The 25,812-nt window shown below is 39.7% G+C and carries 23 protein-coding genes; 20 read left to right on the top strand and 3 right to left on the bottom strand.

The window, feature by feature from the left end; genetic code table 11:
• The first annotated feature begins 23 nt into the window (after positions 1-23).
• Positions 24-2,330 (top strand): DNA internalization-related competence protein ComEC/Rec2, encoded by a 2,307-nt coding sequence (locus AC625_RS16180; RefSeq protein ID WP_049682218.1) that lies wholly within the window; start codon positions 24-26, stop codon positions 2,328-2,330.
• Between the two features lie 104 nt (positions 2,331-2,434).
• Here the strand turns inward: AC625_RS16180 and AC625_RS26010 are convergent, their stop codons facing one another.
• Positions 2,435-2,569, bottom strand: coding sequence for a YqzM family protein (locus tag AC625_RS26010; RefSeq protein ID WP_049682217.1), 135 nt, complete (start codon positions 2,567-2,569; stop codon positions 2,435-2,437).
• A 550-nt stretch (positions 2,570-3,119) separates the two neighbouring features.
• Here AC625_RS26010 and holA point away from each other — a divergent pair.
• A complete protein-coding gene (holA, locus tag AC625_RS16170; protein WP_049682216.1) occupies positions 3,120-4,133 on the top strand; it encodes a DNA polymerase III subunit delta in 1,014 nt (337 codons plus the stop codon).
• A 124-nt stretch (positions 4,134-4,257) separates the two neighbouring features.
• On the opposite strand, the gene rpsT is transcribed toward holA, so the two are convergent.
• On the bottom strand, positions 4,258-4,524 hold the full coding sequence (gene rpsT / locus AC625_RS16165) for a 30S ribosomal protein S20 (RefSeq protein ID WP_049682215.1): 267 nt from the start codon (positions 4,522-4,524) through the stop codon (positions 4,258-4,260).
• A gap of 390 nt (positions 4,525-4,914) precedes the next feature.
• On the opposite strand from rpsT, the gene gpr reads away from it, so the two are divergent.
• The 13 genes from gpr (at position 4,915) to deoC (ending at position 20,788) form a co-directional block, all read left to right on the top strand.
• Complete coding sequence (gpr, locus tag AC625_RS16160; protein ID WP_049682214.1) at positions 4,915-6,033, top strand: GPR endopeptidase; 1,119 nt, start codon at positions 4,915-4,917, stop codon at positions 6,031-6,033.
• Between the two features lie 81 nt (positions 6,034-6,114).
• Positions 6,115-7,308, top strand: coding sequence for a stage II sporulation protein P (gene spoIIP / locus AC625_RS16155; protein WP_049682213.1), 1,194 nt, complete (start codon positions 6,115-6,117; stop codon positions 7,306-7,308).
• Between the two features lie 18 nt (positions 7,309-7,326).
• Entirely contained in the window at positions 7,327-7,659 is a 333-nt protein-coding gene (locus AC625_RS16150) for a YqxA family protein (RefSeq protein ID WP_049682212.1), read from the top strand.
• A gap of 476 nt (positions 7,660-8,135) precedes the next feature.
• Positions 8,136-9,971 (top strand): translation elongation factor 4, encoded by a 1,836-nt coding sequence (lepA, locus tag AC625_RS16145; protein WP_049682211.1) that lies wholly within the window; start codon positions 8,136-8,138, stop codon positions 9,969-9,971.
• A 264-nt stretch (positions 9,972-10,235) separates the two neighbouring features.
• On the top strand, positions 10,236-11,375 hold the full coding sequence (hemW, locus tag AC625_RS16140; RefSeq protein ID WP_049682210.1) for a radical SAM family heme chaperone HemW: 1,140 nt from the start codon (positions 10,236-10,238) through the stop codon (positions 11,373-11,375).
• Positions 11,376-11,503: 128 nt separating this feature from the next.
• Positions 11,504-12,535 carry a heat-inducible transcriptional repressor HrcA gene (gene hrcA / locus AC625_RS16135; protein ID WP_049682209.1) on the top strand — a complete coding sequence of 344 codons (1,032 nt, stop codon included), beginning with the start codon at positions 11,504-11,506 and terminating at the stop codon, positions 12,533-12,535.
• 95 nt (positions 12,536-12,630) lie between these two features.
• Positions 12,631-13,227, top strand: a complete 597-nt coding sequence (grpE, locus tag AC625_RS16130; RefSeq protein ID WP_180320112.1) for a nucleotide exchange factor GrpE — start codon at positions 12,631-12,633, stop codon at positions 13,225-13,227.
• Between the two features lie 32 nt (positions 13,228-13,259).
• Positions 13,260-15,092, top strand: coding sequence for a molecular chaperone DnaK (dnaK, locus tag AC625_RS16125; RefSeq protein WP_049682208.1), 1,833 nt, complete (start codon positions 13,260-13,262; stop codon positions 15,090-15,092).
• Between the two features lie 354 nt (positions 15,093-15,446).
• A complete protein-coding gene (dnaJ, locus tag AC625_RS16120; protein ID WP_049682207.1) occupies positions 15,447-16,568 on the top strand; it encodes a molecular chaperone DnaJ in 1,122 nt (373 codons plus the stop codon).
• A 22-nt stretch (positions 16,569-16,590) separates the two neighbouring features.
• Complete coding sequence (gene prmA, locus AC625_RS16115) at positions 16,591-17,532, top strand: 50S ribosomal protein L11 methyltransferase (protein WP_049682206.1); 942 nt, start codon at positions 16,591-16,593, stop codon at positions 17,530-17,532.
• A gap of 239 nt (positions 17,533-17,771) precedes the next feature.
• Positions 17,772-18,527, top strand: a complete 756-nt coding sequence (locus tag AC625_RS16110; protein ID WP_049682205.1) for a 16S rRNA (uracil(1498)-N(3))-methyltransferase — start codon at positions 17,772-17,774, stop codon at positions 18,525-18,527.
• 5 nt (positions 18,528-18,532) lie between these two features.
• Positions 18,533-19,885: a tRNA (N(6)-L-threonylcarbamoyladenosine(37)-C(2))-methylthiotransferase MtaB gene (mtaB, locus tag AC625_RS16105; protein WP_049682204.1), complete on the top strand. Its 1,353-nt coding sequence runs from the start codon at positions 18,533-18,535 to the stop codon at positions 19,883-19,885.
• A gap of 231 nt (positions 19,886-20,116) precedes the next feature.
• On the top strand, positions 20,117-20,788 hold the full coding sequence (gene deoC / locus AC625_RS16100; RefSeq protein WP_049682203.1) for a deoxyribose-phosphate aldolase: 672 nt from the start codon (positions 20,117-20,119) through the stop codon (positions 20,786-20,788).
• Between the two features lie 52 nt (positions 20,789-20,840).
• Here the strand turns inward: deoC and AC625_RS16095 are convergent, their stop codons facing one another.
• Positions 20,841-21,770, bottom strand: a complete 930-nt coding sequence (locus tag AC625_RS16095; RefSeq protein WP_156187561.1) for a Na/Pi symporter — start codon at positions 21,768-21,770, stop codon at positions 20,841-20,843.
• A 232-nt stretch (positions 21,771-22,002) separates the two neighbouring features.
• Here AC625_RS16095 and rpsU point away from each other — a divergent pair, with 232 nt between their 5' ends.
• The 5 genes from rpsU to AC625_RS16070 all read left to right on the top strand — a co-directional run bounded on the left by rpsU (position 22,003) and on the right by AC625_RS16070 (position 25,762).
• Positions 22,003-22,176 carry a 30S ribosomal protein S21 gene (rpsU, locus tag AC625_RS16090; RefSeq protein WP_028391853.1) on the top strand — a complete coding sequence of 58 codons (174 nt, stop codon included), beginning with the start codon at positions 22,003-22,005 and terminating at the stop codon, positions 22,174-22,176.
• Between the two features lie 14 nt (positions 22,177-22,190).
• Positions 22,191-22,634 carry a GatB/YqeY domain-containing protein gene (locus AC625_RS16085; RefSeq protein ID WP_049682201.1) on the top strand — a complete coding sequence of 148 codons (444 nt, stop codon included), beginning with the start codon at positions 22,191-22,193 and terminating at the stop codon, positions 22,632-22,634.
• Between the two features lie 248 nt (positions 22,635-22,882).
• Positions 22,883-24,199, top strand: coding sequence for an NfeD family protein (locus tag AC625_RS16080; protein WP_049682200.1), 1,317 nt, complete (start codon positions 22,883-22,885; stop codon positions 24,197-24,199).
• A 25-nt stretch (positions 24,200-24,224) separates the two neighbouring features.
• The gene (gene floA / locus AC625_RS16075) at positions 24,225-25,229 is read left to right on the top strand and encodes a flotillin-like protein FloA (protein ID WP_082191139.1); all 1,005 of its coding nucleotides are present in this window, start codon (positions 24,225-24,227) and stop codon (positions 25,227-25,229) included.
• Between the two features lie 23 nt (positions 25,230-25,252).
• Positions 25,253-25,762 carry a hypothetical protein gene (locus AC625_RS16070; RefSeq protein ID WP_049682198.1) on the top strand — a complete coding sequence of 170 codons (510 nt, stop codon included), beginning with the start codon at positions 25,253-25,255 and terminating at the stop codon, positions 25,760-25,762.
• Positions 25,763-25,812 lie beyond the last annotated feature (50 nt).

The raw sequence follows: 25,812 nt of genomic DNA, 5'->3' as shown, positions 1-25,812 counted from the left end.
TCTTTTAAGTTGAAGGAGGTCTTATGACGAAACAACTCATATTTGCTGCCGTGTCTGCCACATTTGGCGTAACAGCTTTCACTTATTTCGGGTGGGAATGGCTTGTTTGCGCGATCATCTATTATGCTTTCCTTTATTTTCAAATCCCCAGCAAAATCTTAGCTCTTCACCTTATTGTCATTCTGCTATTTTTCCTCAGTGCTACTATTTCTGACAAAAAGAACCGTACGGAATTTTCAGGTATGGAAACAAACTTCATGATTACTTTTACGGATTCAATCGACATTGATGGAGATATGATGAAGGGCTTTGTGACAGCTAACCATAACGAAAAGCTCCAGCTACGGTATAAAATTTCTTCTGAGTCTGAGAAAATAGACCTGCAAAAACATCTAAAAATTGCTTTGTCCTGCCCTATGCAAGGTGTTCTTGAAGTACCTAGTGGGATGCGTAATTTTAATAGTTTTGACTATCAGTTGTATTTAAAAAGACAAGGTATTCATTGGGTTCTTAAAGCGGATTCGATTCAATTTACGAAATGCATGTTAAAAAAACACACTGCAAAGCAAGCTATTCAGGATTTTAGAAATAAGGGGATATCCTATGTAAATGAGCATTTTCCAGAAGAGTCAAGTGGTTATGTGAATGCCCTCCTATTTGGAGATCAGAAGTTGATTGATGAGGAAGAGCTAAAAGACTATCAGCGTTTGGGCATTGTTCACTTGCTAGCTATTTCAGGATTACATGTTAGTTTTTTAACAGGCATGATTTTTTTTCTTGGTATCCGGGTTGGGATAACACGAGAAAAGATGTCTCTTGTCCTACTTCTATTTTTGCCGATGTATATCATCCTCTCCGGTGCAAGCCCTTCTGTTCTACGTGCCTGCTTTATGGCGATGCTTTTCTTTCTACTTTCTTTTTTCAAAAAGCGTATTTCTACTACTGAAACGATTTCCAGTATTTATTTACTCCTTTTATTATATGATCCGAACCATCTCTACAATATTGGCTTTCAGCTTTCCTTTTCTGTTGCTTTTGCCATTATCATGTCGCTAGGGATTTTTGGACGAATTCAAAATCAACTCGTTTTACTCCTTGTTTCCAGTATTCTATGTCAGTTTGCCGCCATTCCGATTTTACTGTTTCACTTTTTTGAGTTTTCATTAATCGGTGTGCTTTTGAATGTGATGTTTATACCAATCTATTCTGTAGTCCTCTTGCCGTCTTCGATTATTGTATTGTTCTTACATCTTCTGATTAACCAGATTGGTGAATTTTTGCTATTTTTTCTAAATAAAAGCTTTATTTTATGTAATGCGATAGCGGGGTTTACAGCGGACTTACCATTTGCTTATATTAGCTTCGGAAAGCCTGCTTTCTTCATGCTTTTGTTGATAGTTGTCGTGGTTCTTGCATTGTTTGCAGTGTGGGATTTGGATGATCACCGAAAAACAAAGATTTTATTTCTTATACTGATTCTCTTGCTTTTATTGCAATATAATATCCAGAAGCTGTCTCCATATGGGGAAGTGACCTTCATTGATATTGGTCAGGGCGATTCGATTTTCATTAAGCTGCCTTTTAACGAGGGAAATTATTTAATTGACACAGGCGGTAGTATCAGCTTTGAACAGGAGGCGTGGAAGCAGAGGCGAAAAGCATATTCAACCGGAGAGGATACTGTGATCCCTTTTTTAAAAAGCAAAGGAATCCATGCCCTCGATCTGCTTATTTTGACCCATCCGGATGCAGATCATATCGGAAGTGCGGATGATATTGTTAAGAATATCAATGTGAAGAAAATTTTAATAGGCGGTGGCAGTGAGGAATTATATAAAAATAAGGAGTTTATACAAACAGCCTTAAAGACGGGGAGTGAGGTTACGTCTGTGAAACGCGGGGATCGCTGGTCAGTGGGAGATGCTGCATTTTACGTTTTGAATCCATATCGGCCAGAGGAAGACATGAATGAATCATCGATTGTTTTGTATGCGGAAATGGGTGGGGGAAGCTGGTTGTTCACTGGTGATTTTGGAGAGCAAGGTGAACAAGAGTTGATTCAGGAATATCCCGGATTAGTCGTTGACATATTAAAGGCTGGTCATCACGGAAGTAAAACATCTTCTTCTGTCGCATTCATCGAGAGTCTGAAGCCGAAAATAGCTGTCATATCAGCTGGAGTGAATAATCGATACGGTCATCCGCATCAACAAGTGTTAGAAACATTAAGTAATTCAGGAATATACGTCTATAGAACAGACCTAAATGGAGCAGTTTCATATCAGTATTATCAAAAACGAAATGGAACCTTTTCCACAGCGCTACCATAGGATGGAGTATATAAGAAAACGAATTGCTTTTACAACAAAAAAAGGAACTGCTAAACGCAGTCCCAGTCTTTGTGCCTGTTTGGAAAGCTGTTATGTAGTGCAGATTAAGAACCAATAACCTGAACGGTTACAGCAATTCCGAAAATAACGGCAAAAAACACAAATGAAGCGATGAATCCTATTGCAGAGTCATTTACATCGTTTGATCTAGGTTGCAAATTTTTTTCAAATTCGTTCATTTATACCCCTCCTATTTCTCTAATAGTATAAGCGATTACATGGGAAAAATCTAGGACACCATTTTCAGAATATGGAATTTAATGAAATTGTTTCAGATATCTTTCATTAGTAATTCGGGATTAGCCGCTAGTAAGAACTGATACGGAGTAATACGTTCTTTTGTAGAAAATCAACTTCCTATACTGACAAGAGTTGTCACAAATAGTTTTGGCTTAAGGGGCTAAAATAAATGTACAAAGCACAGAAAAGCGCTTGACAAATTATCATGTACCAAATACCGCTGAAGAGAAAGTTAAACCCGGGGACTTACTTAACAGCGTTTATATAAAGTGGGGAATTGGTCAACACGAGGCCATTTCCCTAAAGTTCGGGAAAATTTTTAAAAAAAGAAGCATACTCATTCATTGTGTAAGGCTATTTCTCGGAAGCGGTCCTAGTTGCATCCACGCTAATCTCTCTACTTACTTATGTACACTATTAAATAGCTTGTCAAAGTCTCTTGTTATCTATACGATAAGAGGGAGATTACATAAAAAGAGGCGGTATTCCTTGGTAGTAGATGTTTGGAAAAGTATTAAAAAGAAGCAATTTGCGCCAATTTACTTATTAGTTGGAACAGAATCTTATTTGATCAATGAAACGAAGCAGCTTTTAATGCAGCATGCTCTTTTGGGAGATGAAATTGATTTCAATTTCTCACAATATGATCTTGAAGAAACAACGATAGAAACAGCGTTAGAGGATGCAGAAACACTGCCGTTTATTGGTGAGCGTCGACTTGTTTTTGTTCAAAACCCTTTCTTTTTGACAGCTGGTGATAAAAAACAAAAGGTTGAGCATGATGTAAAACGATTGGAAGCATACTTAGCTGATCCTGTACCTTATTCAATTTTAGTAATTGCGGCACCGTATGAGAAACTGGATGAACGGAAGAAAATCACAAAAGAACTGAAACGTAAGGCCGTAGTTGTTGAAGCGAAGAAGTTGAACGAGCATGAGCTAAAAGTGTGGATCAGAGATAGAGCAGCGGTGTCTCACGTTCAAATAGATGAGCAAGCAATTGATTTGTTGCTTGAGTTAGCTGGGACAAATTTAATGATGTTAACGAATGAACTAGATAAAATGGCCATGTATGTAGGTGAAGAAAAAAGAATTGATGCAGCGATTGTAGAAAAATTAGTGGCGAAATCATTAGAACAAAATATTTTCACACTAGTAGATCATTTACTGCAGCGGAAAATTGAAAGAGCCATTATTATTTTACATGACTTGCTGCGCCAAAATGAAGAACCGATTAAAATACTGAGCGTAATGGCTGGGCAAGTACGCCTTCTTTATCAGGTAAAAGAATTGGCAAGACAAGGCTACAGCCAGCAAAAAATCGCTAGTTCCATGAAAATCCACCCGTATCGAGTGAAGTTGGCTCTTGAAAAGACCGGGAAATTCGGTGAAAGTGAATTGATGACGATTATGCATGAGCTCGCTGAAGCGGATTATAAAATGAAGACAGGACAAAGCGATAAAGCAATTACACTTGAACTGTTAATGTTGAAAATGGGCTGATTCTTAAATGATACGAAGCGTTGACTTGGCTTTTGCTGAAAAAGTGAAAAAAGGTGTCCGTATGAACGGACACCTTTTTTGCCTGTAAAAAAACGATCCAGGGGATCGTTCATTCGTTTGTTGATTAAGCGTTTAAAGCATTAAGCCTTTTCGTTAAACGAGATTTTTTACGGGCTGCCGCATTTTTATGGATTAATCCTTTAGATGCAGCTTTGTCTAATTTTTTAGCAGCTATTAAAAGAGCTTCTTTTGCAGTTGCAGCGTTGTCGCCTGCTAGAGCAGCTTCAGCGTTTTTAATAGTTGTACGCATTGTAGATTTTACAGTAGCGTTTTGAACGCGTTTAGAATCGTTTGTTTTCACGCGTTTAATAGCAGATTTAATATTTGGCATTCCGTTCACCTCCTACATTAAGAAATCGAGATTATATGAACTCGACTTATCAGTTCTATACTTAAATAGCACAAGTGATATTTTATCAGAATGCTTCCTATAATGCAATACTCTTCAAGAGGAATAATTGTAGCTAAAAGCAAACTTTATCTCGTTATAGAGTATTGTACCAAAAAAATGAATAATAAAAAAGAAATATTAGCAGAATGGTAATAAGAAAAGCGGAACCTCCTTGGGTAATTACCTAATAAAAGGTAATAGACTCTGGGAAAGCATACGTACGCATATATTTTTTAAAAGAAGCTAGGCGTTAGGTCAAAACACCAAACTTCTTTAAAACAAATATAATTCTTCTTAGGATAACTACCATTACAAATAACGGAGGTCAATATGGAAAAGAATTTGGATTTAAGCCAGTTTTCTATAAGAACGGATCTTGCAGTGGAAGCTACTGCATTAGCAGCAGCTCACAAAGGGGTTTCAAGTGAGAAAAATATTTCAAAAATTGAAGGAGTGATTATCAAAGAAAAAAATAAGAATGATTTAAAAATTTCCCTTGTAGAAGTGACAGAGAAAGGAGCCGAGCAAATTGGTAAGAAAAAGGGAAGTTATTTAACGATTGAAGTGCAAGGAATTCGCCAGCAGGATACAGAAACACAACAAATGGTAGAGAAGGTGTTTGCTTACGAACTGGCGCAATTTTTACAGGCAAGAAATATTTCCAAAGAAAGCAGCTGTCTCGTTGTCGGTCTTGGAAATTGGAATGTGACTCCTGATGCATTAGGACCTGCAGTGGTTGAGAATTTAGTTATTACAAGGCATTTATTCGAATTGCAGCCAGAATCTGTTGAGGAAGGATTTCGGCCAGTGAGTGGAGTTGCTCCTGGTGTTATGGGGATTACTGGGATTGAAACGAGCGATATTATTCAAGGAGTGATTGATAAAAGCAAGCCAGACTTTCTAATTGTCATAGATGCCCTAGCCGCGAGTTCAATTGAGAGAGTGAACTCTACTATTCAGATTACCGATACAGGCATCCATCCAGGCTCTGGTGTTGGGAACAAGCGGAAAGAGTTGAGTCAGGATACGCTTGGTATTCCGGTTATTGCAATTGGCGTTCCGACTGTAGTCGATGCGGTATCGATTACAAGTGATACGATTGATTATATTTTAAAGCATTTTGGGAAAGAGTTGAGAGAGGGAGATCAGCCATCAAGAGCTCTAGCACCAGCAGGCTTTAGCTTTGGCAAAAAGAAGAAGCTGACAGAAGAGGATTTACCGGACGAATCGCATCGGCAAACCTTCCTTGGCATCGTTGGTACATTGCCAGATGACGAGAAGCGAAAGCTTATTTACGAGGTGTTATCGCCCATTGGCCATAATCTAATGGTAACGCCAAAAGAGGTCGATGTGTTTATAGAAGATATGGCGAATCTGATTGCAAATGGGTTAAACGCCGCGCTACATGAGTCCATTAATCAAGACAACACAGGATATTACACAAGGTAGAAAGCATCCTTGTAACTGATAGTTCTACTCTTTCTATTAAAGTCATATTTATATGAGACAAGCAATAGAGAGGGTGGAAAAATGAAAAGAGACCGATCTGGCGGAATAATCACAGTTGTCCATGGATCTACCATTATAAAAGGGTTTTTGTCCGTTCTCGTCATGATGGTTTTGCTATTTTCAATCATTGGGGTTATGACTTCTTTGCGTCCTGAATATCGACTTTCCTCGGAATCTGTGAATGCAATGACCGATCAAATTTCAGGGAAAATGTTGTATTCACTACTAGCAAATGAAAATCATTATTTTTTTTCAGCATTGCCTGAAGGGAAGTCAAGTCCCAAAATCACTCAGCAAGTTTTAAAACTATCAGCCAATATATCATTAGATGATCCGCGTAGCCTTCTTGGTCGTGAGCTTCCTGGTTTTTCAATTTTTGACAGTGAGATTTTGGTAGCGGGTGAAGGGACGAATTATACGAATATGCCATATGAATCCTCGCCACCCAATGATGTTTTGAATGAGGAACGAGAAGCGGCGACACAGAATTTGGGAGGGATAGTAGAACCGACAAAAGAGCCAGTACAAACTCCTGCAATGACGACGGATGGAAAAAAGGTTGTGTATATATACAATTCACATAATAGGGAGTCGTTTTTACCGTACTTAAAAGGTGTCACAAATCCGAATCTAGCCTATCATTCACAAATCAATATCACCAAGCTAGGTTCGAAACTGCTTCAGGATTTAGAAAGTAAAGGAATTGGTTCTTCTCTTGAAAAAACAGATATACAGGCTAATCTTAATAAAAAGGGACTGAGCTATACAAAGTCTTATCAGGAATCACGCTCGATCGCTGTAAGTGCGATGGAAACTAATCGTGATTTAGACTATTTAATTGATATTCATCGTGATTCTAAAAGAAAAAATAATACGACCATTACGATTAATGGGAAACAATACGCCAAAATTGCTTTTGTGATTGGTTCGAATAATCCAAACCCTGAGAAGAATATTGAGTTAGCAACAAAGCTCCATCATGCTATTGAGAAAAAGTATCCTGGATTATCAAGGGGAGTTTTGAAGCAAGGTGGCAAAGGGCAAAATGGCGTCTATAATCAAGATCTCTCTGCAAATGCGATGTTAATTGAAGTGGGTGGCGTTGACAATACATTTGAAGAAATGTATTTAACCATTGATGCTTTTGCCAATGTTTTTAGTGAATTTTACTGGGATGCGAAGGAAGTCAGTGTACCGGTTACGGAGAAAAAATAATAGGGAGGAGTGTCATCCGTGCTTCGATTTTCTTTTAAATGTTTCATAATTGTCCTAGTCTTGTTCTTCGGAGTGTTGCTCGGCATGCAGCAAGCGAATACGGGCATGAAAAAAATGAAAGGCTACGATGACCCTTCCCTCTATAATGCTTTCACGGTTACAGAGTCTGATAAGGGGGACATTCATGCGTCCATTCTTGGAGAAACGGTCACGAGTCATGATTTAGCCAAGAAAAAAGAAAAGCTTGAAGAAATGAAAGCTTATAATTTTTTCTCATCGGTAGGGAGAGGAATAAGTGATGCCGTTTCTAGTGTTTTTAAAAAAGTATTTCAATTGATTTCGGATCTCTAATAAATTGCATTGGAACCAAGTGAAGGTTATTGCCTGAACTTGGTTCTTTTGATACAAGAACGGAAAAAGACGGAGCCAGATGAGAGAATTCGCTAAAAATTAGTCAACCACCAATTCAAATTCCATTGACCCAACCTCCTTTTTCAAGCTTTGCGATCCAAAAATTGAATTTGCGTGCCAAAATAGCATACAATCGCGCCAGAATGGATCCTTTTCGAGCGAGATTTGAGATTTACGCGCCTGAGCGAAATTCGCAAGCTGACCAAGGCGCCTCCGCTTTTCCTACTGTCCAGCTCCAGCGCCTAGCTTGCTGTGAAAAAGATGATCGCCCCAAGAAGGCAAAGAGCGCCTTCGTGGGTCAATCCCTATTTTCTTCGCAAGCTGAGCAAGGCACTTCCGCTTTTCCTTGAATCTTGCTTTTTCTCTTGTTATAATGTAAAACAGTGTATTTGTGTCGAGAAGTAGGAGTGAACGTGATGAATAGAGAAGAAAGATTAAAAAGACAATCTAAAATTAGAAATTTTTCCATCATTGCTCATATAGACCATGGGAAATCGACGTTGGCAGATCGTATTTTGGAAAAGACGAATGCCTTGCAGCAACGTGAAATGAAGAGTCAATTGCTCGATTCGATGGATTTAGAGCGTGAGCGTGGAATCACGATTAAATTGAACGCAGTACAATTAAAGTATAACGCGAGGGATGGAGAAGAGTATATTTTCCATTTAATTGATACACCAGGGCACGTCGATTTTACATACGAAGTTTCCCGAAGCTTAGCAGCGTGTGAAGGTGCTGTGCTTGTTGTCGATGCTGCGCAAGGGATTGAAGCACAGACGCTTGCTAATGTGTATTTGGCATTAGATAATAATCTTGAAATTATTCCTGTTATTAATAAGATTGATTTACCAAGTGCTGATCCTGAACGGGTCAGAAATGAAATTGAGGAAGTAATCGGGCTTGATGCATCAGATGCGGTTCTTGCTTCTGCTAAAGCTGGTATTGGTATTGAGGATATTCTAGAGCAAGTTGTTGAATTAGTTCCAGCACCACAAGGAGATCCAGATGCTCCGCTTAAAGCGCTGATTTTTGACTCCGTATATGATGCCTATCGTGGTGTTGTTGCTTATATCCGTGTTATTGACGGTTCAGTAAAAGTAGGCGATCGAGTAAAAATGATGGCGACAGGCAAGGAGTTCGACGTAACAGAAGTTGGCGTCTTTTCACCGAAATCTCAACTTGTTGATGAGCTGAATATCGGGGATGTAGGCTTTTTATCAGCGGCCATTAAGCATGTGGGCGATACACGAGTTGGGGATACGATTACGAATGCCAAGAATGGTGCGACTGAAGCGCTTCCTGGCTACCGTAAGCTTAATCCAATGGTGTATTGTGGCCTGTATCCAATTGATTCATCGAAATTTAACGATTTGCGTGATGCTCTCGAAAAGCTTGAATTGAATGACTCAGCACTACAATTCGAACCTGAGTCATCACAAGCGCTTGGATTTGGTTTCCGTTGTGGTTTCTTAGGATTGCTTCATATGGAAATCATTCAAGAACGGATTGAACGTGAATTTAAAATTGATTTAATTACGACTGCGCCGAGTGTTATTTACGAGGTCATTATGACAGATGGGACTCAGCTACAAATCGATAACCCGGCTAATATGCCGGAAGCACAAAAAATTGAACATGTTGAAGAGCCTTATGTAAAAGCATCGATGATGGCACCAACGGAATTTGTCGGCACCATTATGGAGCTTTGTCAAAACAAACGCGGAAATTTCATCGACATGCAGTATTTAGATGAAACACGCGTCAGTATCAATTATGAGATACCACTTTCGGAGATTGTGTATGATTTCTTTGATCAATTGAAATCAAATACAAGAGGCTATGCATCTTTTGATTATGAATTAATCGGCTATAAACCATCTAAGCTAGTGAAGATGGATATTTTACTCAATGCAGAGAATGTCGATGCATTAAGCTTTATTGTTCACAATGATTTTGCATATGAACGTGGGAAAGTCATTGTTGAAAAATTAAAGAAGCTGATCCCAAGACAGCAATTTGAAGTGCCAATTCAAGCGGCAATCGGTCAGAAAATTGTTGCTCGTTCTACGATTAGTGCCATGAGGAAAAACGTTCTTGCAAAATGTTATGGTGGTGACATCTCTCGTAAACGTAAACTTCTTGATAAGCAAAAAGAAGGTAAAAAACGGATGAAACAAGTTGGATCTGTTGAAGTGCCTCAAGAAGCATTTATGGCTGTATTAAAAATGGATGACACAACGCCAAAAAAATAAAGTGAGTTTCAAAAAGAGGGTAGGCCATGGTATTTTCGGTGTCTAGCCTCTTTTTGATTTTTTATCCCACATTAACGGAAAGTCAAGATGCCGACTTCAAGCTTATTAGGAACAAAGAAGGTAGGTGGGAGACAAACTGCCCGTAAAAGCCCCACTGATGGGAGTTTCACTTTATACAAAACAAATATGGCGTTAATCACCATTTGCCATGAAGGTCCCATCCTGTAGCACAAAAAAGGATTAATAATAAAGGTTGTGAACAAAATGATAAAAAGCGCTTATATCCATATTCCGTTTTGTGAGCATATTTGCCACTATTGTGATTTCAATAAAGTATTTTTAAAAGGCCAGCCGGTTGATGAATATTTAGCGATGATGAAAAAAGAAATGCAATTACAGCTGGCTAAGTATCCAACTGCGGGGCTTGATACTGTTTTTGTCGGTGGTGGAACTCCGACCTCTTTAGATGAAAAACAGTTAGCCTTTCTTTGTGATTCAATTTCTGAATTGATGCCAATGAATGCAGGAGCTGAATACTCCTTTGAAGCGAATCCTGGTGATCTTTCCCGTGAAAAATTGGACATCATGTTTCGATCAGGTGTAAATCGACTTAGTTTTGGGGTACAGAGCTTTAATGATGAGTTATTAAAGAGAATTGGCCGAACACACCGAGCGAAAGAAGTGTATGAAACCATTGAAAAAGCGCAATCGGTCGGCTTTACGAATATAAGTATTGACTTGATTTATGGACTTCCAGGTCAGACGATGGATGATTTCATAGAAACGCTTGATGCAGCGCTTGCGCTTGATTTGCCGCATTACTCTAGTTATTCGCTGATTGTGGAGCCTAAAACGGTTTTTTATAATTTAATGCAAAAGGGAAAACTAAATTTACCTCCTCAGGATTTAGAAGCGCGCATGTATGAGCGGCTAATGGAAACGATGGAGTATCATGGTCTTCATCAATATGAAATCAGCAATTTTGCTAGACCAGGCCATGAAAGTCGTCATAACTTAACTTATTGGAATAATGATGAGTATTATGGAATCGGCGCTGGTGCCCATGGCTATACAGCAGGTAGCCGTATTGCTAATCATGGGCCTGTGAAGAAATATATGGAACCACTTCTAGATAACGAGCTGCCTGTCCTAGAAAATCATCTTGTTCCCCTTCATGAACAAATGGAAGAGGAAATGTTTTTGGGGCTGAGAAAAACAGAAGGTGTTTCTTACACGAAATTTTTCGATAAATATCGTGTAGAAATGACAGATATTTTTGCAAAACCGCTCGAAAAACATATAGGGAATGGCTTGTTAGAAGAGAAGGACGGGTTTGTGCGATTAACCAAGCGAGGCAAACTACTCGGTAATGAAGTATTCCAGGAATTCATTGGTTTAGAATAAAGATATACTTTCTCTAAAAAAAATGAAGAAAGTTCTAGTGCTAAACCGTTGACATCACTACCGGCATTTGATAATTTATTAGTATATTAGCACTCAAGAGGACAGAGTGCTAACAGGGGGGATCATAGATGATAACGGATCGTCAATTATTAATCCTTCAAGCTATTATCGATGATTTTATTCGAAATGCCCAACCAATTGGATCGCGGAGTTTGTCGAAAAAAGAAGGAATCGCCTTTAGTTCTGCGACAATCCGGAATGAGATGTCGGATTTAGAAGAATTTGGTTTTTTGGAAAAAACACATACCTCGTCGGGGAGAATTCCTTCTGAAAAAGGGTATAGATATTATGTGGACCATTTGTTGGCGCCGCAGAGCTTAAAAACAGATGATCGGCGCATTATTCGCTCGATTTTTGCAGATCGGATCTATGAACTTGAGAAAATTGTTCAAAAATCCGCCAAAATACTCTCAGAGCTAACGAATTACACATCTATCGTTTTAGGCCCAAAAGTCAAAGATAACAAGCTGAAGAAGATTCAAATTATCTCTTTAAGTAGGGAAACGGCGATTGCAATTATTATTACCGACACTGGACATGTTGAGAATAAGGTCATTTCACTTCCGCCATCTTTTGATATGAACGAAATTGAGAAAATGGCAAATATTTTAAATGATCGTCTTGTTGGGGTCCCTCTTGCTGAACTGCGCGATAAGATTTATAAAGAAGTAGCCGTATTACTTAGTCAGCATATCCATAATTATGGTACGTTAGTGACTTCTCTTGCAGAAACGCTGGATATCTCTAACCCGCCCAAATTATTTTTTGGCGGCAAAACGAATATGTTGAAGCAACCTGAGTTTCATGATATTGATAAAGTATCCTCACTGCTATCATTGATTGAACAGGAACAGGGCCTTTATGAAATTATGAAACAAAATCCAGCTGGTATTCACGTGAAAATCGGTAGAGAAAATAACAATGTTTTACTTGAAGATTGCAGTTTGATTACCGCGACATATTCGGTCGGGCAGCAACAAGTAGGGACGATTGCGATTCTTGGACCGACAAGAATGGAATACTCCCGCGTTATTAGTTTGCTGGAATTTTTCTCGAAGGATATGACAGCCCTTTTAACAAAGCTGTATCAAAATTATTAGTAAAGGCAATATTGGAGGAAGTGCAGAATGTTCCGTTCTGCCGTTCTCTAGCATGTCTTACATATATAAAGCACCCATTTTTAGGAGGTGAGATTGTGACAGAAGAGAGAAAAAATGAACAGACAGTGGAACAGCAAGTAAACGAAGAAACTGTTGAAGCTATTTTTGCTGAAGGGGATGTTCAAGTTGAGCAGGTAAGTGAAGAAGAATCTGTCGTAGAACTAGATGAACTTCAAACTGCCACTGCGAAAATTGAAGAACTAGAAGCAAAGATTGAAGAAATGGACAATAAATATTTACGTTTACAAGCTGATTTTGACAATTCAAGACGACGTGCCAAGCTTGATATGGAAGCGGCATTGAAATATAGAGCGCAAAGCCTTGCTGGCGATTTAATTCAGTCTCTAGATAATTTTGAAAGAGCAATGAAAATCGAAAGCGATCATGAAGAAACGAAATCGATGCTTGCTGGAATGGAAATGATCTACAAAGGAATTGTAGAAGCGTTGAAAAAAGAAGGCGTAGAAGCGATTGAGGCTGTTGGAAAAGAATTTGACCCACATATGCATCAAGCTGTAATGCAAGTACAAGCTGATAACGTTGAATCTAATATCGTCGTGGAAGAGTTCCAAAAAGGTTATATCTTGAAGGACAGAGTGGTTCGTCCATCAATGGTAAAAGTAAGTGAATAAGAAATTACATAAATAGTAGGAGGTAAGTGACTATGAGCAAGATTATTGGTATTGACTTAGGTACAACGAACTCATGTGTATCCGTTCTTGAAGGTGGAGAGCCAAAAGTAATTCCGAATCCAGAAGGCAATCGTACAACACCATCCGTTGTTGCTTTCAAAAATGGTGAAAGACAAGTTGGGGAAGTAGCGAAACGTCAAGCAATCACAAACCCTAACACAATTATTTCTGTTAAACGTCATATGGGAACAAATCACAAAGAAACAATTGAAGGTAAAGATTATTCACCTCAAGAAGTTTCAGCAATTATCCTTCAATACTTGAAATCATATGCTGAAGAATACCTTGGCGAAAAAGTAACGAAAGCAGTTATCACGGTTCCTGCATACTTTAATGATGCAGAACGTCAAGCGACAAAAGACGCTGGACAAATCGCTGGTCTTGAAGTAGAGCGTATTATTAACGAACCAACTGCTGCAGCATTAGCTTATGGTTTAGATAAAACTGATCAAGATCAAACGATTCTTGTTTTTGACCTTGGTGGCGGTACGTTCGACGTTTCTGTCATGGAATTGGGAGACGGCGTTTTCGAAGTGAAATCAACTGCTGGAGATAACAAACTTGGTGGAGATGATTTTGACCAAGAAGTTATTGATTACTTAGTAGCGGAATTCAAAAAAGAAAATGGCATTGACCTTGGTAAAGATAAAATGGCATTACAACGATTGAAAGATGCTGCTGAGAAAGCGAAAAAAGATCTTTCTGGTGTTACGTCTACTCAAGTTTCATTGCCATTTATTACGGCTGGAGAAGCAGGTCCGCTTCACTTAGACGTTACATTAACAAGAGCGAAATTTGATGAAATCACAGCTGGACTTGTAGAGCGTACAATGGGACCAACTCGTCAAGCATTGAAAGATTCAGGACTTTCTGCATCTGAAATCGATAAAGTAATTCTTGTTGGTGGTTCAACACGTATACCTGCTGTTGTTGAAGCAATCAAAAAAGAATTAGGTCAAGAACCTTCAAAAGGTGTAAACCCAGATGAAGTAGTAGCAATGGGTGCAGCGATTCAAGGTGGCGTTCTGACTGGAGATGTAAAAGACGTTGTTTTACTTGACGTAACTCCGCTTTCTCTTGGTATCGAAACAATGGGCGGCGTATTTACGAAGTTGATTGAACGTAATACAACAATTCCGACAAGTAAATCTCAAGTATTCTCAACGGCTGCTGATAATCAAACAGCTGTAGATATCCATGTTCTTCAAGGTGAGCGTCCAATGTCTGCGGATAATAAAACGCTTGGCCGCTTCCAATTAAGCGATATTCCACCAGCACCACGTGGAATTCCACAAGTTGAAGTAACGTTTGATATTGACAAAAACGGTATCGTAAACGTTCGCGCGAAAGACCTTGGTACAAACAAAGAACAAGCGATTACAATTAAATCATCTTCAGGTCTATCTGATGAAGAAATCGACCGCATGGTACGTGAAGCGGAAGAAAACGCTGATGCAGATAAACAACGTAAAGAAGAAGTTGAACTTCGCAACGAAGCAGATCAACTCGTTTTCCAAACGGAAAAAACGTTAAAAGACCTTGAAGGTAAAGTAGATGAAGCGGAAGTTGCGAAAGCAAACGAAGCGAAAGACGAACTGAAAGCTGCTATTGAGAAAAACGAATTAGAAGAAATTCGTACGAAAAAAGACGCGCTTAATGAAATCGTTCAAGCATTATCAATGAAGCTTTACGAAGAAGCTGCAAAAGCACAACAAGCTGCTCAAGGTGCAGAGGGCGAAGCACAACCATCAAATGATGATGTAGTGGACGCTGAATTCACAGAAGTAGACGACGATAAAAAATAATAAAACGAGATATGGCGATTGATTAACGAAGAGCCAACTCTCTGAAAAAAAGTCAAAGTCAGGTTATCTTGGCTTTGGCTTTTTTGAGATTCGAAATGAAATGGTTGGTGGGCAAGTAACATGCATGCGTCACCCCCTTTTTCTTAGGCCCACAGAATGTGGGTCATGCCGACGTTGCCGCAGGACGTGCCGATCTTAGTCAGCCTACCTTAAGAGGTGCTTCAACATTTCTTTAAGTTAAATACCTAGTTTTTTGTAGCCAAGGACCGGTGACGGTTTTTCTTATTGCACTATATCTTTGAAGAATGTTAGAATAATCTTTATGTGAAAAAGGATCGGGAGTGAGAAATAGGTATGAGTAAACGAGATTATTATGAGGTGCTTGGGGTTTCCAAAGGAGCATCTAAAGATGAAGTAAAAAAGGCGTATCGTAAGCTTTCTAAACAATATCATCCAGATATTAATAAAGCGGAAGACGCGAATGATAAATTTAAAGAGATTACAGAAGCATATGAAGTTTTAAGCGATGATCAAAAGAAAGCACATTATGACCAATTTGGACATACAGATCCGAATCAAGGTTTTGGTGGGCAGGACTTTGGTGGTTTCGGCGGATTTGAAGACATTTTCAGTACGTTCTTTGGTGGGGGCGGCGGAAGAAGAAGAGATCCGAACGCACCAAGACAAGGATCTGATTTACAATACACGATGACCCTTTCTTTTGAAGAAGCGGTGTTTGGTAAAGAGGCCGTCATCGAGATTCCTCGTGAAGAAACATGTGACACATGTTCTGGTTCAGGAGCTAAACCAGGAACAAAGGTAAATACTTGTTCACATTGTCATGGTACAGGTCAATTGAATGTAGAGCAAAACACAGCGTTTGGTCGCATGGTCAATCGTCGTACTTGTCATCATTGTCAAGGAACTGGGAAAATTATTCCTGAAAAATGTTCAACATGTAGTGGTGCTGGAAAAGTTCAAAAACGTAAAAAGATTGAAGTCAAGGTTCCGGCTGGAATTGATGACGGCCAGCAGCTACGTGTTACAGGGCAAGGAGAACCAGGGTTCAATGGCGGTCCTGCTGGGGACTTGTATGTAGTGTTCCGAGTACGTGAACATGAATTTTTTGAGCGTGAAGGCGATGATATTTATTGTGAAATGCCGATTACATTTGCTCAAGCAGCACTAGGTGATGAAATTGAAGTCCCTACTGTCCATGGAAAAGTGAAGCTGAAAGTTCCGGCTGGCACACAAACAGGTACTCGCTTCCGTCTTAAAGGAAAAGGTGTTCAAAATGTACGTGGCTATGGTCAAGGTGATCAGCATGTAGTTATTTTACTTATAACGCCGAGAAAGCTTACTGAAAAACAAAAGCAATTACTTCGTGAATTCTCTGATATCAGTGGACAGAATGCTCCAGATGAACAGGAAGCTGGATTTTTTGCTAAAGTAAAACGCGCATTTAAAGGTGAATAATTGATTAGGGGAGTTGGTAGAAATGAAATGGTCTGAAATTGCAATCCATACAACGAATGAAGCGGTCGAACCTGTTTCCAATATTCTGCATGAGGCGGGTGCGAGTGGAGTTGTTATTGAAGATCCATTGGAACTGCAAAAGGAACGAGAAAATGTCTTTGGGGAGATCTACCAGCTCAACCCTGCCGATTATCCCGAAGAAGGCGTTGTCGTTAAAGCATATATTCCTGTGAATAGTTTCTTAGGTGAGACAGTTGATGCGATTAAAGAATCCATTAATAATCTTTTAGTGTTTGATATAGATTTAGGGTTAAATGCTATTTCGATTAGTGAAGTGAATGAAGAAGAATGGGCAACTGCTTGGAAGAAATATTATCATCCAGTTAAGATTTCTGAACGTTTTACCATTGTGCCAACATGGGAAGACTATACACCAGTGAACAGTGATGAGCTGATCATTGAATTAGATCCAGGAATGGCTTTTGGAACTGGAACTCATCCGACGACAGTCATGTGTATCCAAGCCTTAGAGCGCACAGTAAAACCTGGTGATGTTGTAGTAGACGTTGGTACGGGTTCTGGCGTTCTAAGTATTGCCTCGGCATTACTTGATGCGAAGAGCGTTCATGGTCTTGATTTAGATGAAGTGGCCGTCCGATCCGCAATCATTAATGTGAAACTTAATAAAGTTCAAGAACGAGTTACTGTTTCGCAAGGGAATTTACTAGATGGCATCAAAGAACAAACAGATGTGGTTGTTGCTAATATTCTAGCTGAAGTCATCCTTCGCTTTACTGATGATGTGGCAAAAGTAGTGAAACCAGGTGGCTATTTCATTTCTTCAGGAATTATTCAACCCAAAAAACAAGAAGTGAAGGATGCCATTATTGCGGCTGGATTTACGATTGAAGAGACGCTGTTAATGGAAGATTGGGTTGCGTTTATTGCGAAAAGAAACGGTTAATGTGAGTAAGGCCTATCCTTTCCGTTAGTACGGGATAAAATGTTGTATACTAAAGAGATAAAGAAGGTGGCAAAAGCAATTGCCACCTGTTTTGTATGAAGGACATGGGTACTTAGTATTCGCGACCTACTAATATAGCCAATCTACTTAGCGGGTGTTGCGTGCTTAAATGATATTTCTTCATAGTAATTGGCGGCGTTTTAACGGCATTTAAGTTTTGTATGAAAGTAGGTGTTTGTTTGCAACGATATTTCTTAGAACGAGATGCGTTTGTAGATGAAGAAACCATACAAATCACAGGAGCAGATTTTCATCATATTACAAGGGTAATGAGGATGAATGTTGGTGATCAGTTGATTTGTGTTAAACCGGATGGACAAGCGGGATTGGCTGAGATTGTAGACGTGACAAGTGAAACTGTTGTAGCTACTGTTGTAAAGTGGCTTAAGGAAGATAAAGAACTACCGATTAAACTTGCAATTGCGAGCGGTCTGCCTAAAGGGGATAAATTAGAGGTAATCGTGCAAAAAGGAACGGAGCTGGGAGCGCATGAGTTTATCCCTTTCATTGCGGCTCGTTCGGTGGTAAAATGGGACGACAAAAAGGCGGGGAAAAAAATCGAACGCCTGCAGAAAATTGCTAAAGAAGCGGCTGAGCAGTCACATCGTACAGTCCGCCCTATTGTAACAGAACCTCTGAACTTAGGAGGTCTCATAAAGTACGCCAATGGGTATGATGTGAAAATGGTCGCATTTGAAGAGGCAGCAAAACAAGGAGAGAAGGGCGCTCTTGTTTCTGCTTTACAAAACATAAAAGCTGGGCAATCCATGCTTTTTGTATTTGGACCAGAAGGTGGCTTATCTGAAGGGGAAGTCACTCAATTAACTGAAGCGGGATTTACCCTCTGTGGTCTTGGACCGAGAATATTACGAACTGAAACAGCACCACTTTACGCATTGGCTGCTGTTTCCTATCAATTAGAATTATTGAGGTGAAGAAGATGGCAACTGTCGCTTTTCATACATTAGGATGTAAAGTAAACCATTATGAAACGGAAGCCATTTGGCAATTATTTAAAAATGATGGCTACGAACGTGTTGAATATGAAACGAACGCGGATGTATATGTAATCAATACATGTACAGTAACAAACACTGGAGATAAAAAAAGTCGCCAAGTAATTCGTCGAGCGATTCGGAAGAACCCGGATGCTGTTATAGCTGTAACAGGCTGTTATGCACAAACGTCACCAGCTGAAATTATGGCCATTCCCGGTGTTGATATTGTAGTTGGTACCCAAGACCGGACGAAGATGCTTGGGTATATCGAGCAATACAAACAAGAACGTCAGCCGATTAACGGCGTTGGGAACATTATGAAATCACGCGTATACGAAGAACTGGATGTACCTGCTTTTACAGATCGCACGCGAGCTTCCTTGAAGATTCAAGAAGGCTGTAATAATTTCTGTACATTTTGTATCATTCCTTGGGCTCGTGGCTTAATGCGTTCCCGTGATCCGAAAGAAGTGCTTAATCAAGCACAGCAACTTGTAGATGCCGGATATAAAGAAATTGTTTTGACTGGTATCCATACAGGTGGCTATGGGGAAGATATGAAAGATTATAATTTAGCGAGATTGCTTCGTGATTTAGAAACGCAAATCGTTGGACTAAAACGAATCAGAATTTCTTCAATTGAGGCAAGTCAAATTACGGATGAAGTTATTGAAGTGTTGGCGAATTCCGAAAAAGTCGTACGTCATTTACACATCCCGATTCAATCTGGTTCTGATACAGTCCTTAAACGAATGAGAAGAAAATATTCGATGGCCTTTTATGCAGATCGTTTAGAGAAACTACGTCAAGCGTTACCAGGTCTTGCGGTTACTTCCGATGTAATTGTCGGATTCCCGGGTGAAACGGAAGAAGAGTTTATGGAAACGTATAATTTTATTAAAGACCATAAATTCTCTGAATTGCACGTTTTCCCATATTCTAAACGTACAGGCACTCCGGCTGCGAGAATGACAGATCAAGTCGATGAAGAAGTGAAAAATGAGCGTGTACACCGCTTAATCTCGCTTTCTGAGCAACTTTCAAAAGAATATGCTTCTCTTTTTGAAGGTGAAGTGCTAGAAGTTATTCCAGAAGATCTTTACAAAGAGGATCCAAAAAGCAGCTTATATGTAGGCTATACAGATAACTATTTAAAAGTCGTCTTCCAAGCTACCGAAGAAATGGTTGGCGAAATTGTGAAAGTGAAAATTACAAAATCAGGTTATCCTTATAATGAAGGACAGTTTGTGACAGTTGTGACAGACTCTAAAGCAACAGCTGAAATTTTAGGGTGATTAAGTGAACAAATAGTTAGCTCATCGTGTAAAAAAAGGGTCAGACCCCGCACTCTAAATCAGGTATGTAATGTGTCATACACTTATCTTATACTGGATTTAGTTGTTGTGGGGTCAGACCCTTCTTTATTTCGAGCGTGTAAGTTTATCGCTCGTCAATTTTGACTAAACATGATATGATGAAGAGGTACGTACAACTAATACACTTAGTTCAGAAGGGAGATTTTATATATGACACAAAATGTAGCAAACTTAATTGATCATACGTTATTAAAAGCAGATGCAACAAAGGCACAAATTAAACAATTATGCGAGGAAGCAAGAGAGCATCACTTCGCTTCAGTGTGCGTTAACCCTACTTGGGTTGCTTATGCGAGCGAATTGCTTGCAGGCTCTGATGTAGTCGTTTGTACAGTGATAGGCTTCCCGTTAGGAGCAAATACTCCTGAGACGAAAGCATTTGAAACGAAGAATGCTATTGAAAATGGTGCAAACGAAGTCGATATGGTCATCAATATCGGCGCATTAAAAGATCAAGACGATGAATTAGTAGAACGAGATATCCGTGCCGTTGTCGAAAGTTCAAAAGGGAAAGCATTATCCAAAGTCATTATCGAAACGTCTTTATTGACAGAGGAAGAAAAAATCCGTGCATGTGAGCTTGCTGTAAAAGCAGGTGCTGATTACGTGAAAACGTCAACTGGCTTCTCAACAGGTGGAGCGACTCCTGAAGATATTGCCCTTATGAGAAAAACAGTAGGTCCAACGATCGGTGTTAAAGCTTCAGGTGGTGTCCGTAATACAGAAGATGCAGTGAAAGTAATCGAAGCAGGAGCAACTAGAATTGGTGCAAGTGCAGGGATTTCGATTGTGAATGGTTTAACGGCTGATTCAGATTATTAATTCGAAAAAAGGCTTTGTTTCAAAACCTCCCATGGTTTTTGAAGCAAAGCTTTTATGTTTTTTTTCTAGTATGAATTCTCGATACGATGCTTGCAAATTGCTTAGAGAATGGCAATACAGCGAGTGATGTGATGACATTAAATAAGACGCTTGCATGGGCAAGCTGCATGTCCTTTGAAGAAGTTAACGCTTGTGCGAATGTTCCTAGATAATGAATCAAGGGTATAAATAGCAAAACTCCTAGAAAATTCAACCAAATATGCGCATACGCCGTAAGTGATGCTTCTTTTCCAGAGCCGATGCTTGCCATCCAACCGGTAATGCATGTCCCGACATTTGATCCGAGCATTATTGCGATCGCAGTTACTAAAGCCATATCTCCCCCTGCCAAAAAACTCATTGTAATGCCGATGGTAGCTGAGCTGGAGTGAATGATAGCTGTGATGATCACACCTGTTAAAATAGCAATGAAAAGATGACGATCCATTTCTGCTAGCAAATGCTTTGTAAATGGATAGTTGGCTAATGAAGAGGAAAGAAATTTAAACCCGCTCATCGCTGCGAAGATTGAGCTAATCCCAATCAAAGCAGTCCCAAGGCTTCTCGTGAGCGTTGATGGAAGTAGCCACAATACAGCCCCGCTAATAACGCCAGGGATAATATAAGAGTTAAGTGAGAAGGTCATAAACTCTGCAGTAAATGTTGAACCAATATTTGTGCCAAGAATAATGCCGATAGTTTGACGGAAGGCAATGCTTCCTGACGAAACGAGTCCGACCGTCATGACCATGACGGCTGAACTACTCTGGAGGATACCTGTAAACAATACGCCTGCTAAGAAGCCTTTCCAAGGGCGATTTGTTATTTTTCCAAGCAGCGTTTTTAATTTTTTTCCAGACAAATTAAATAAGCCGATTCGCAGTACAAACATTCCAGTAAGAAAAATGACAATAAACAATACAAACAGGGCTAAATCCCTCAAGTAGCTCACCTCTGCTAAAGTGTATGGACTAGTTGTGTGGGACATGACCGCTTGGAACAATATGTATAAAAAATAATTTTTCACAAAAAAACTTTAGATATATCGCAGTAAACGACAATTAGTTTTAATTAACCAGTTGACCTGATTAAAGGCATATATTATAATGGTTTAGTACATGTATAACATGTTGACAACTTGAGTTTGTGTGTTGTTTTCGGAGGGAGGGAAAGAGATGTCTAAAACCGTCGTTCGTAAAAACGAATCGCTTGAAGATGCTCTTCGTCGTTTCAAACGTACTGTATCTAAAGCAGGATCGCTTCAGGAAGCTAGGAAGCGTGAATTTTATGAAAAGCCAAGTGTAAAACGTAAGAAAAAGTCTGAAGCTGCAAGAAAACGTAAATTCTAAGAGAGGGTGGAAAGATGAGTCTTCTCGAGCGTTTAAATAATGATATGAAACAAGCGATGAAGAACAAAGAAAAGGACAAACTGTCTGTTATTCGAATGCTTAAATCTTCTCTTCAAAACGAAGAATTGAAAAAGCGTCAAGAATTAACAGATGATGAAGAATTGACAGTGCTCTCTCGCGAATTAAAACAACGCAAAGACTCCCTCCAAGAGTTTGAAAATGCAGGTCGTATCGATCTCGTGGATAAAGTCCGTACCGAAATAGATTACGTTGAGGCATATATGCCGGAGCAACTTTCAGAAGAAGAGATTTCAGAAATTGTAAAAAATACAATTGAAGAAGTCAAAGCATCATCTAAAACAGATATGGGTCGAGTAATGGGAGCACTAATGCCTAAAGTAAAAGGCAAAGCAGATGGTTCTCTTGTAAATAAGTTAGTGCAACAACATCTATCTTAAACTCACACACCCAAAGCCATAGGCATTATGTCTATGGCTTTTTGTTTGTGCGTATGTAAATAGAAGATTTTTTGCTTTCTCCTCATGCAAATACTTTATGAATATTTACATACGTTTGTAAGGGATTATCCTTGATGATTTTAGCTACATAGGCGATACTCAAAATAGCTGTAAAGATTCTGAAACCTTTGGTCAACACATACGTAATAAAGAGGGGAAGCAAAAAATAAGGAAAGGAGGCATCTCCTTTGAGAATTTGGCGTTCCGTAATAATCGGTTTCTTACTATTATTAGTGACAAGCTTGTTGATCGTTCAGCCTAATCAAGCAAAAGCTAAGGGGGGAATTGTTTATCTCGTTCCAATTGAAGATACAGTGGAAGATGGATTGTATGCATTTATTAACCGTGCATTGACAACAGCTGAGGAAAACGGGGCCGAAGTCGTCATTTTTGAAGTAGATACACCAGGGGGAGTAGTTAATTCTGCGACAAAGATTGCAAAACGCATGCAAAATACGTCAGTGGAGACAGTTGCCTATGTGAATAATCGAGCACTTTCGGCAGGCGCGTATATTTCGCTCAATACAGATAAAATATACATGGCTCCGAATGCAACGATGGGATCAGCGGCTGTTATCGATTCAGCAGGAAATGCAGCAGGTCTCAAGGCTCAATCAGCTTGGAGTGCCGCAATGAAAACAGCGGCCGAACAAAATGGGCGAGATCCTATCTATGCCCAAGCGATGGCTGACGCAGATATTAATCTGCCTGAGTATGATGCGGGAAAAGGTAAATTACTAACGTTCACAGCTGAGCAAGCAAGAAAAGCCGGCTATAGTGAAGGGACGGTGCGTACAAAAAGTGAGTTATACAGCATACTTGGTGTAGAAGATGCTGATATCCGGTCGATTGATGAAAGTATCGCCGAAAAAATCGCCCGCTTTCTGACAAATCCATTTGTTATTCCGGTGCTGTTAATCATTGCTGGAGTGGGAATTGTGATGGAGCTATTTACCCCAGGCTTCGGAATCCCGGGTGCTACTGGGCTCATTGCCTTATTGCTCTACTTTTACGGGCATTTTGTAGCGGGACTTGCGGGGTATGAAATTTTAGTTTTATTTATTGCTGGTATTTTATTATGTATCCTCGAATTGTTTGTACCAGGTGGGGTTGTCGGTGCTCTTGGTATGGCTGCGATTATCGTCAGCTTGTTTTTGGCTTCTGACAATCCCATCCAATTAGGAATTTCGCTACTGGTTGCAATAGCGGTATCTATACTTGTGTTTATTCTACTTGTAAAGGTGTTTGGAAAAGAGATGAAATTTTTTAGGAAAATTGTATTAAAAGACTCAACAAGCTCGGAACAAGGATATGTATCAAATGTAAGTAGGATTGAGTTGGTTGGCCTAGAAGGAATCACGATTGTTGATTTAAGACCTTCAGGGACGGCTGAAATTAATGGGGAACGTTTGGATGTTGTTTCAGAAGGAAGCTTTATTTTGAAAAACTCTAAGGTTAAAGTTGTGAAGGCAGAAGGATCACGAATTGTCGTTCGTGAAATCTAGATGATTTTATTTTTATTTTGAAAGGATGAATGATTTGGACGCAAATACTATTTTTATTATTTTGGCTGCGATAGCGATTATTATCGTACTGTCTGTATTTTTTACATTTGTACCCGTTACACTTTGGATTTCAGCATTAGCCGCTGGCGTAAGAGTCAGCATATTTACACTAATTGGGATGAGATTACGTCGAGTGATTCCAAGCCGAGTTGTAAATCCGCTTATTAAAGCACATAAAGCTGGAATAGGTGTAGGAACTAACCAATTGGAAAGTCATTACTTGGCTGGAGGGAATGTGGACCGTGTCGTGAATGCGTTAATCGCTGCTGAACGAGCGAACATCGCTCTTCCTTTTGAAAGAGGTGCGGCGATTGACCTAGCCGGCCGTGATGTATTAGAAGCGGTTCAAATGAGCGTTAATCCAAAGGTTATTGAAACTCCTTATATTGCAGGTGTGGCAATGAACGGGATTGAAGTAAAAGCAAAAGCAAGAATCACAGTGCGTGCCAATATTGAACGCCTTGTCGGGGGGGCTGGTGAAGAAACAATCATCGCCCGTGTTGGTGAAGGGATTGTCGCGACAATTGGTAGCTCAAAAAGCCATACAGATGTACTTGAAAATCCTGATTTGATTTCTCGTACCGTTTTATCAAAAGGCTTAGATGCTGGCACTGCGTTTGAAATTCTCTCGATTGATATTATGGATGTAGATATTGGGAAAAACATTGGTGCGATTTTGCAAACGGATCAAGCGGAAGCAGATAAGAAAATCGCGCAAGCAAAAGCAGAAGAACGTCGTGCGATGGCTGTCGCCGAAGAGCAAGAAATGGTTGCTCGCGTACAGGAAATGAGAGCGAAGGTTGTTGAAGCTGAGGCTGAAGTTCCGCTAGCGATGGCTGATGCGTTAAAATCAGGCAATCTTGGTGTCATGGATTACATGAACATCCGAAACATCGAAGCGGACACGGGAATGCGTGGTTCCATTGGCAAAATGTCAAAAGGTCCTAAGGATCATGACGATACCAAGTAAGGTATTAGGAAGGGAGGCTTATGATGGAATCCCTCTTTGATTTAATCTTCGGCAACATCTGGGTAATCGCCATTATTATTGGGATTGTGTCCAGTATGTTTAAAAAGAAGAAGGAAAAACAAAGTGAACCCAAACGTACCGGGACACCTACTGCGCCTATTAACCAGAAGCCAGTGCGTGAACAAAATCCAAGGTATGAGCGTACAAAAACCATTCGTCAATTTTACGAAGAAGCAAAGAAATCAATGGAGGCTCCTCGTCCGGCTGCTCTTGAAACCGAACACGAAGCAAAACCAGCAACGGAAGTATGGGCGAAGGAGCAAGAACTGAAAAAGCAGGAATCTGAACGTACGCGTAAAATGCAACCTAAAAGCGTTTCAGCTGTGAGGAACGAGATTTCTGATCATAACAGCCCAGTTTATCAAACCAACTTTGAAATCACTCAGCAGAAAGTAATGGATGGTATTATAATGGCTGAAGTGCTTGGTCCTCCAAGAGCCAAGAATAGACCCCGTTTGGGACGTCGATTGTAAGAATAAATGAGAGTAAAATAATGGTGCTAGAACCCCCATTCATTTCATAC

The sequence above is a fragment of the Peribacillus loiseleuriae genome (genome assembly GCF_001183985.1).
Taxonomy (GTDB): Bacteria; Bacillota; Bacilli; order Bacillales; family DSM-1321; genus Peribacillus; species Peribacillus loiseleuriae.
The sequence above is the reverse complement of the archived record's forward strand: the minus strand, read 5'-3'. Positions and strand labels throughout refer to the sequence as shown.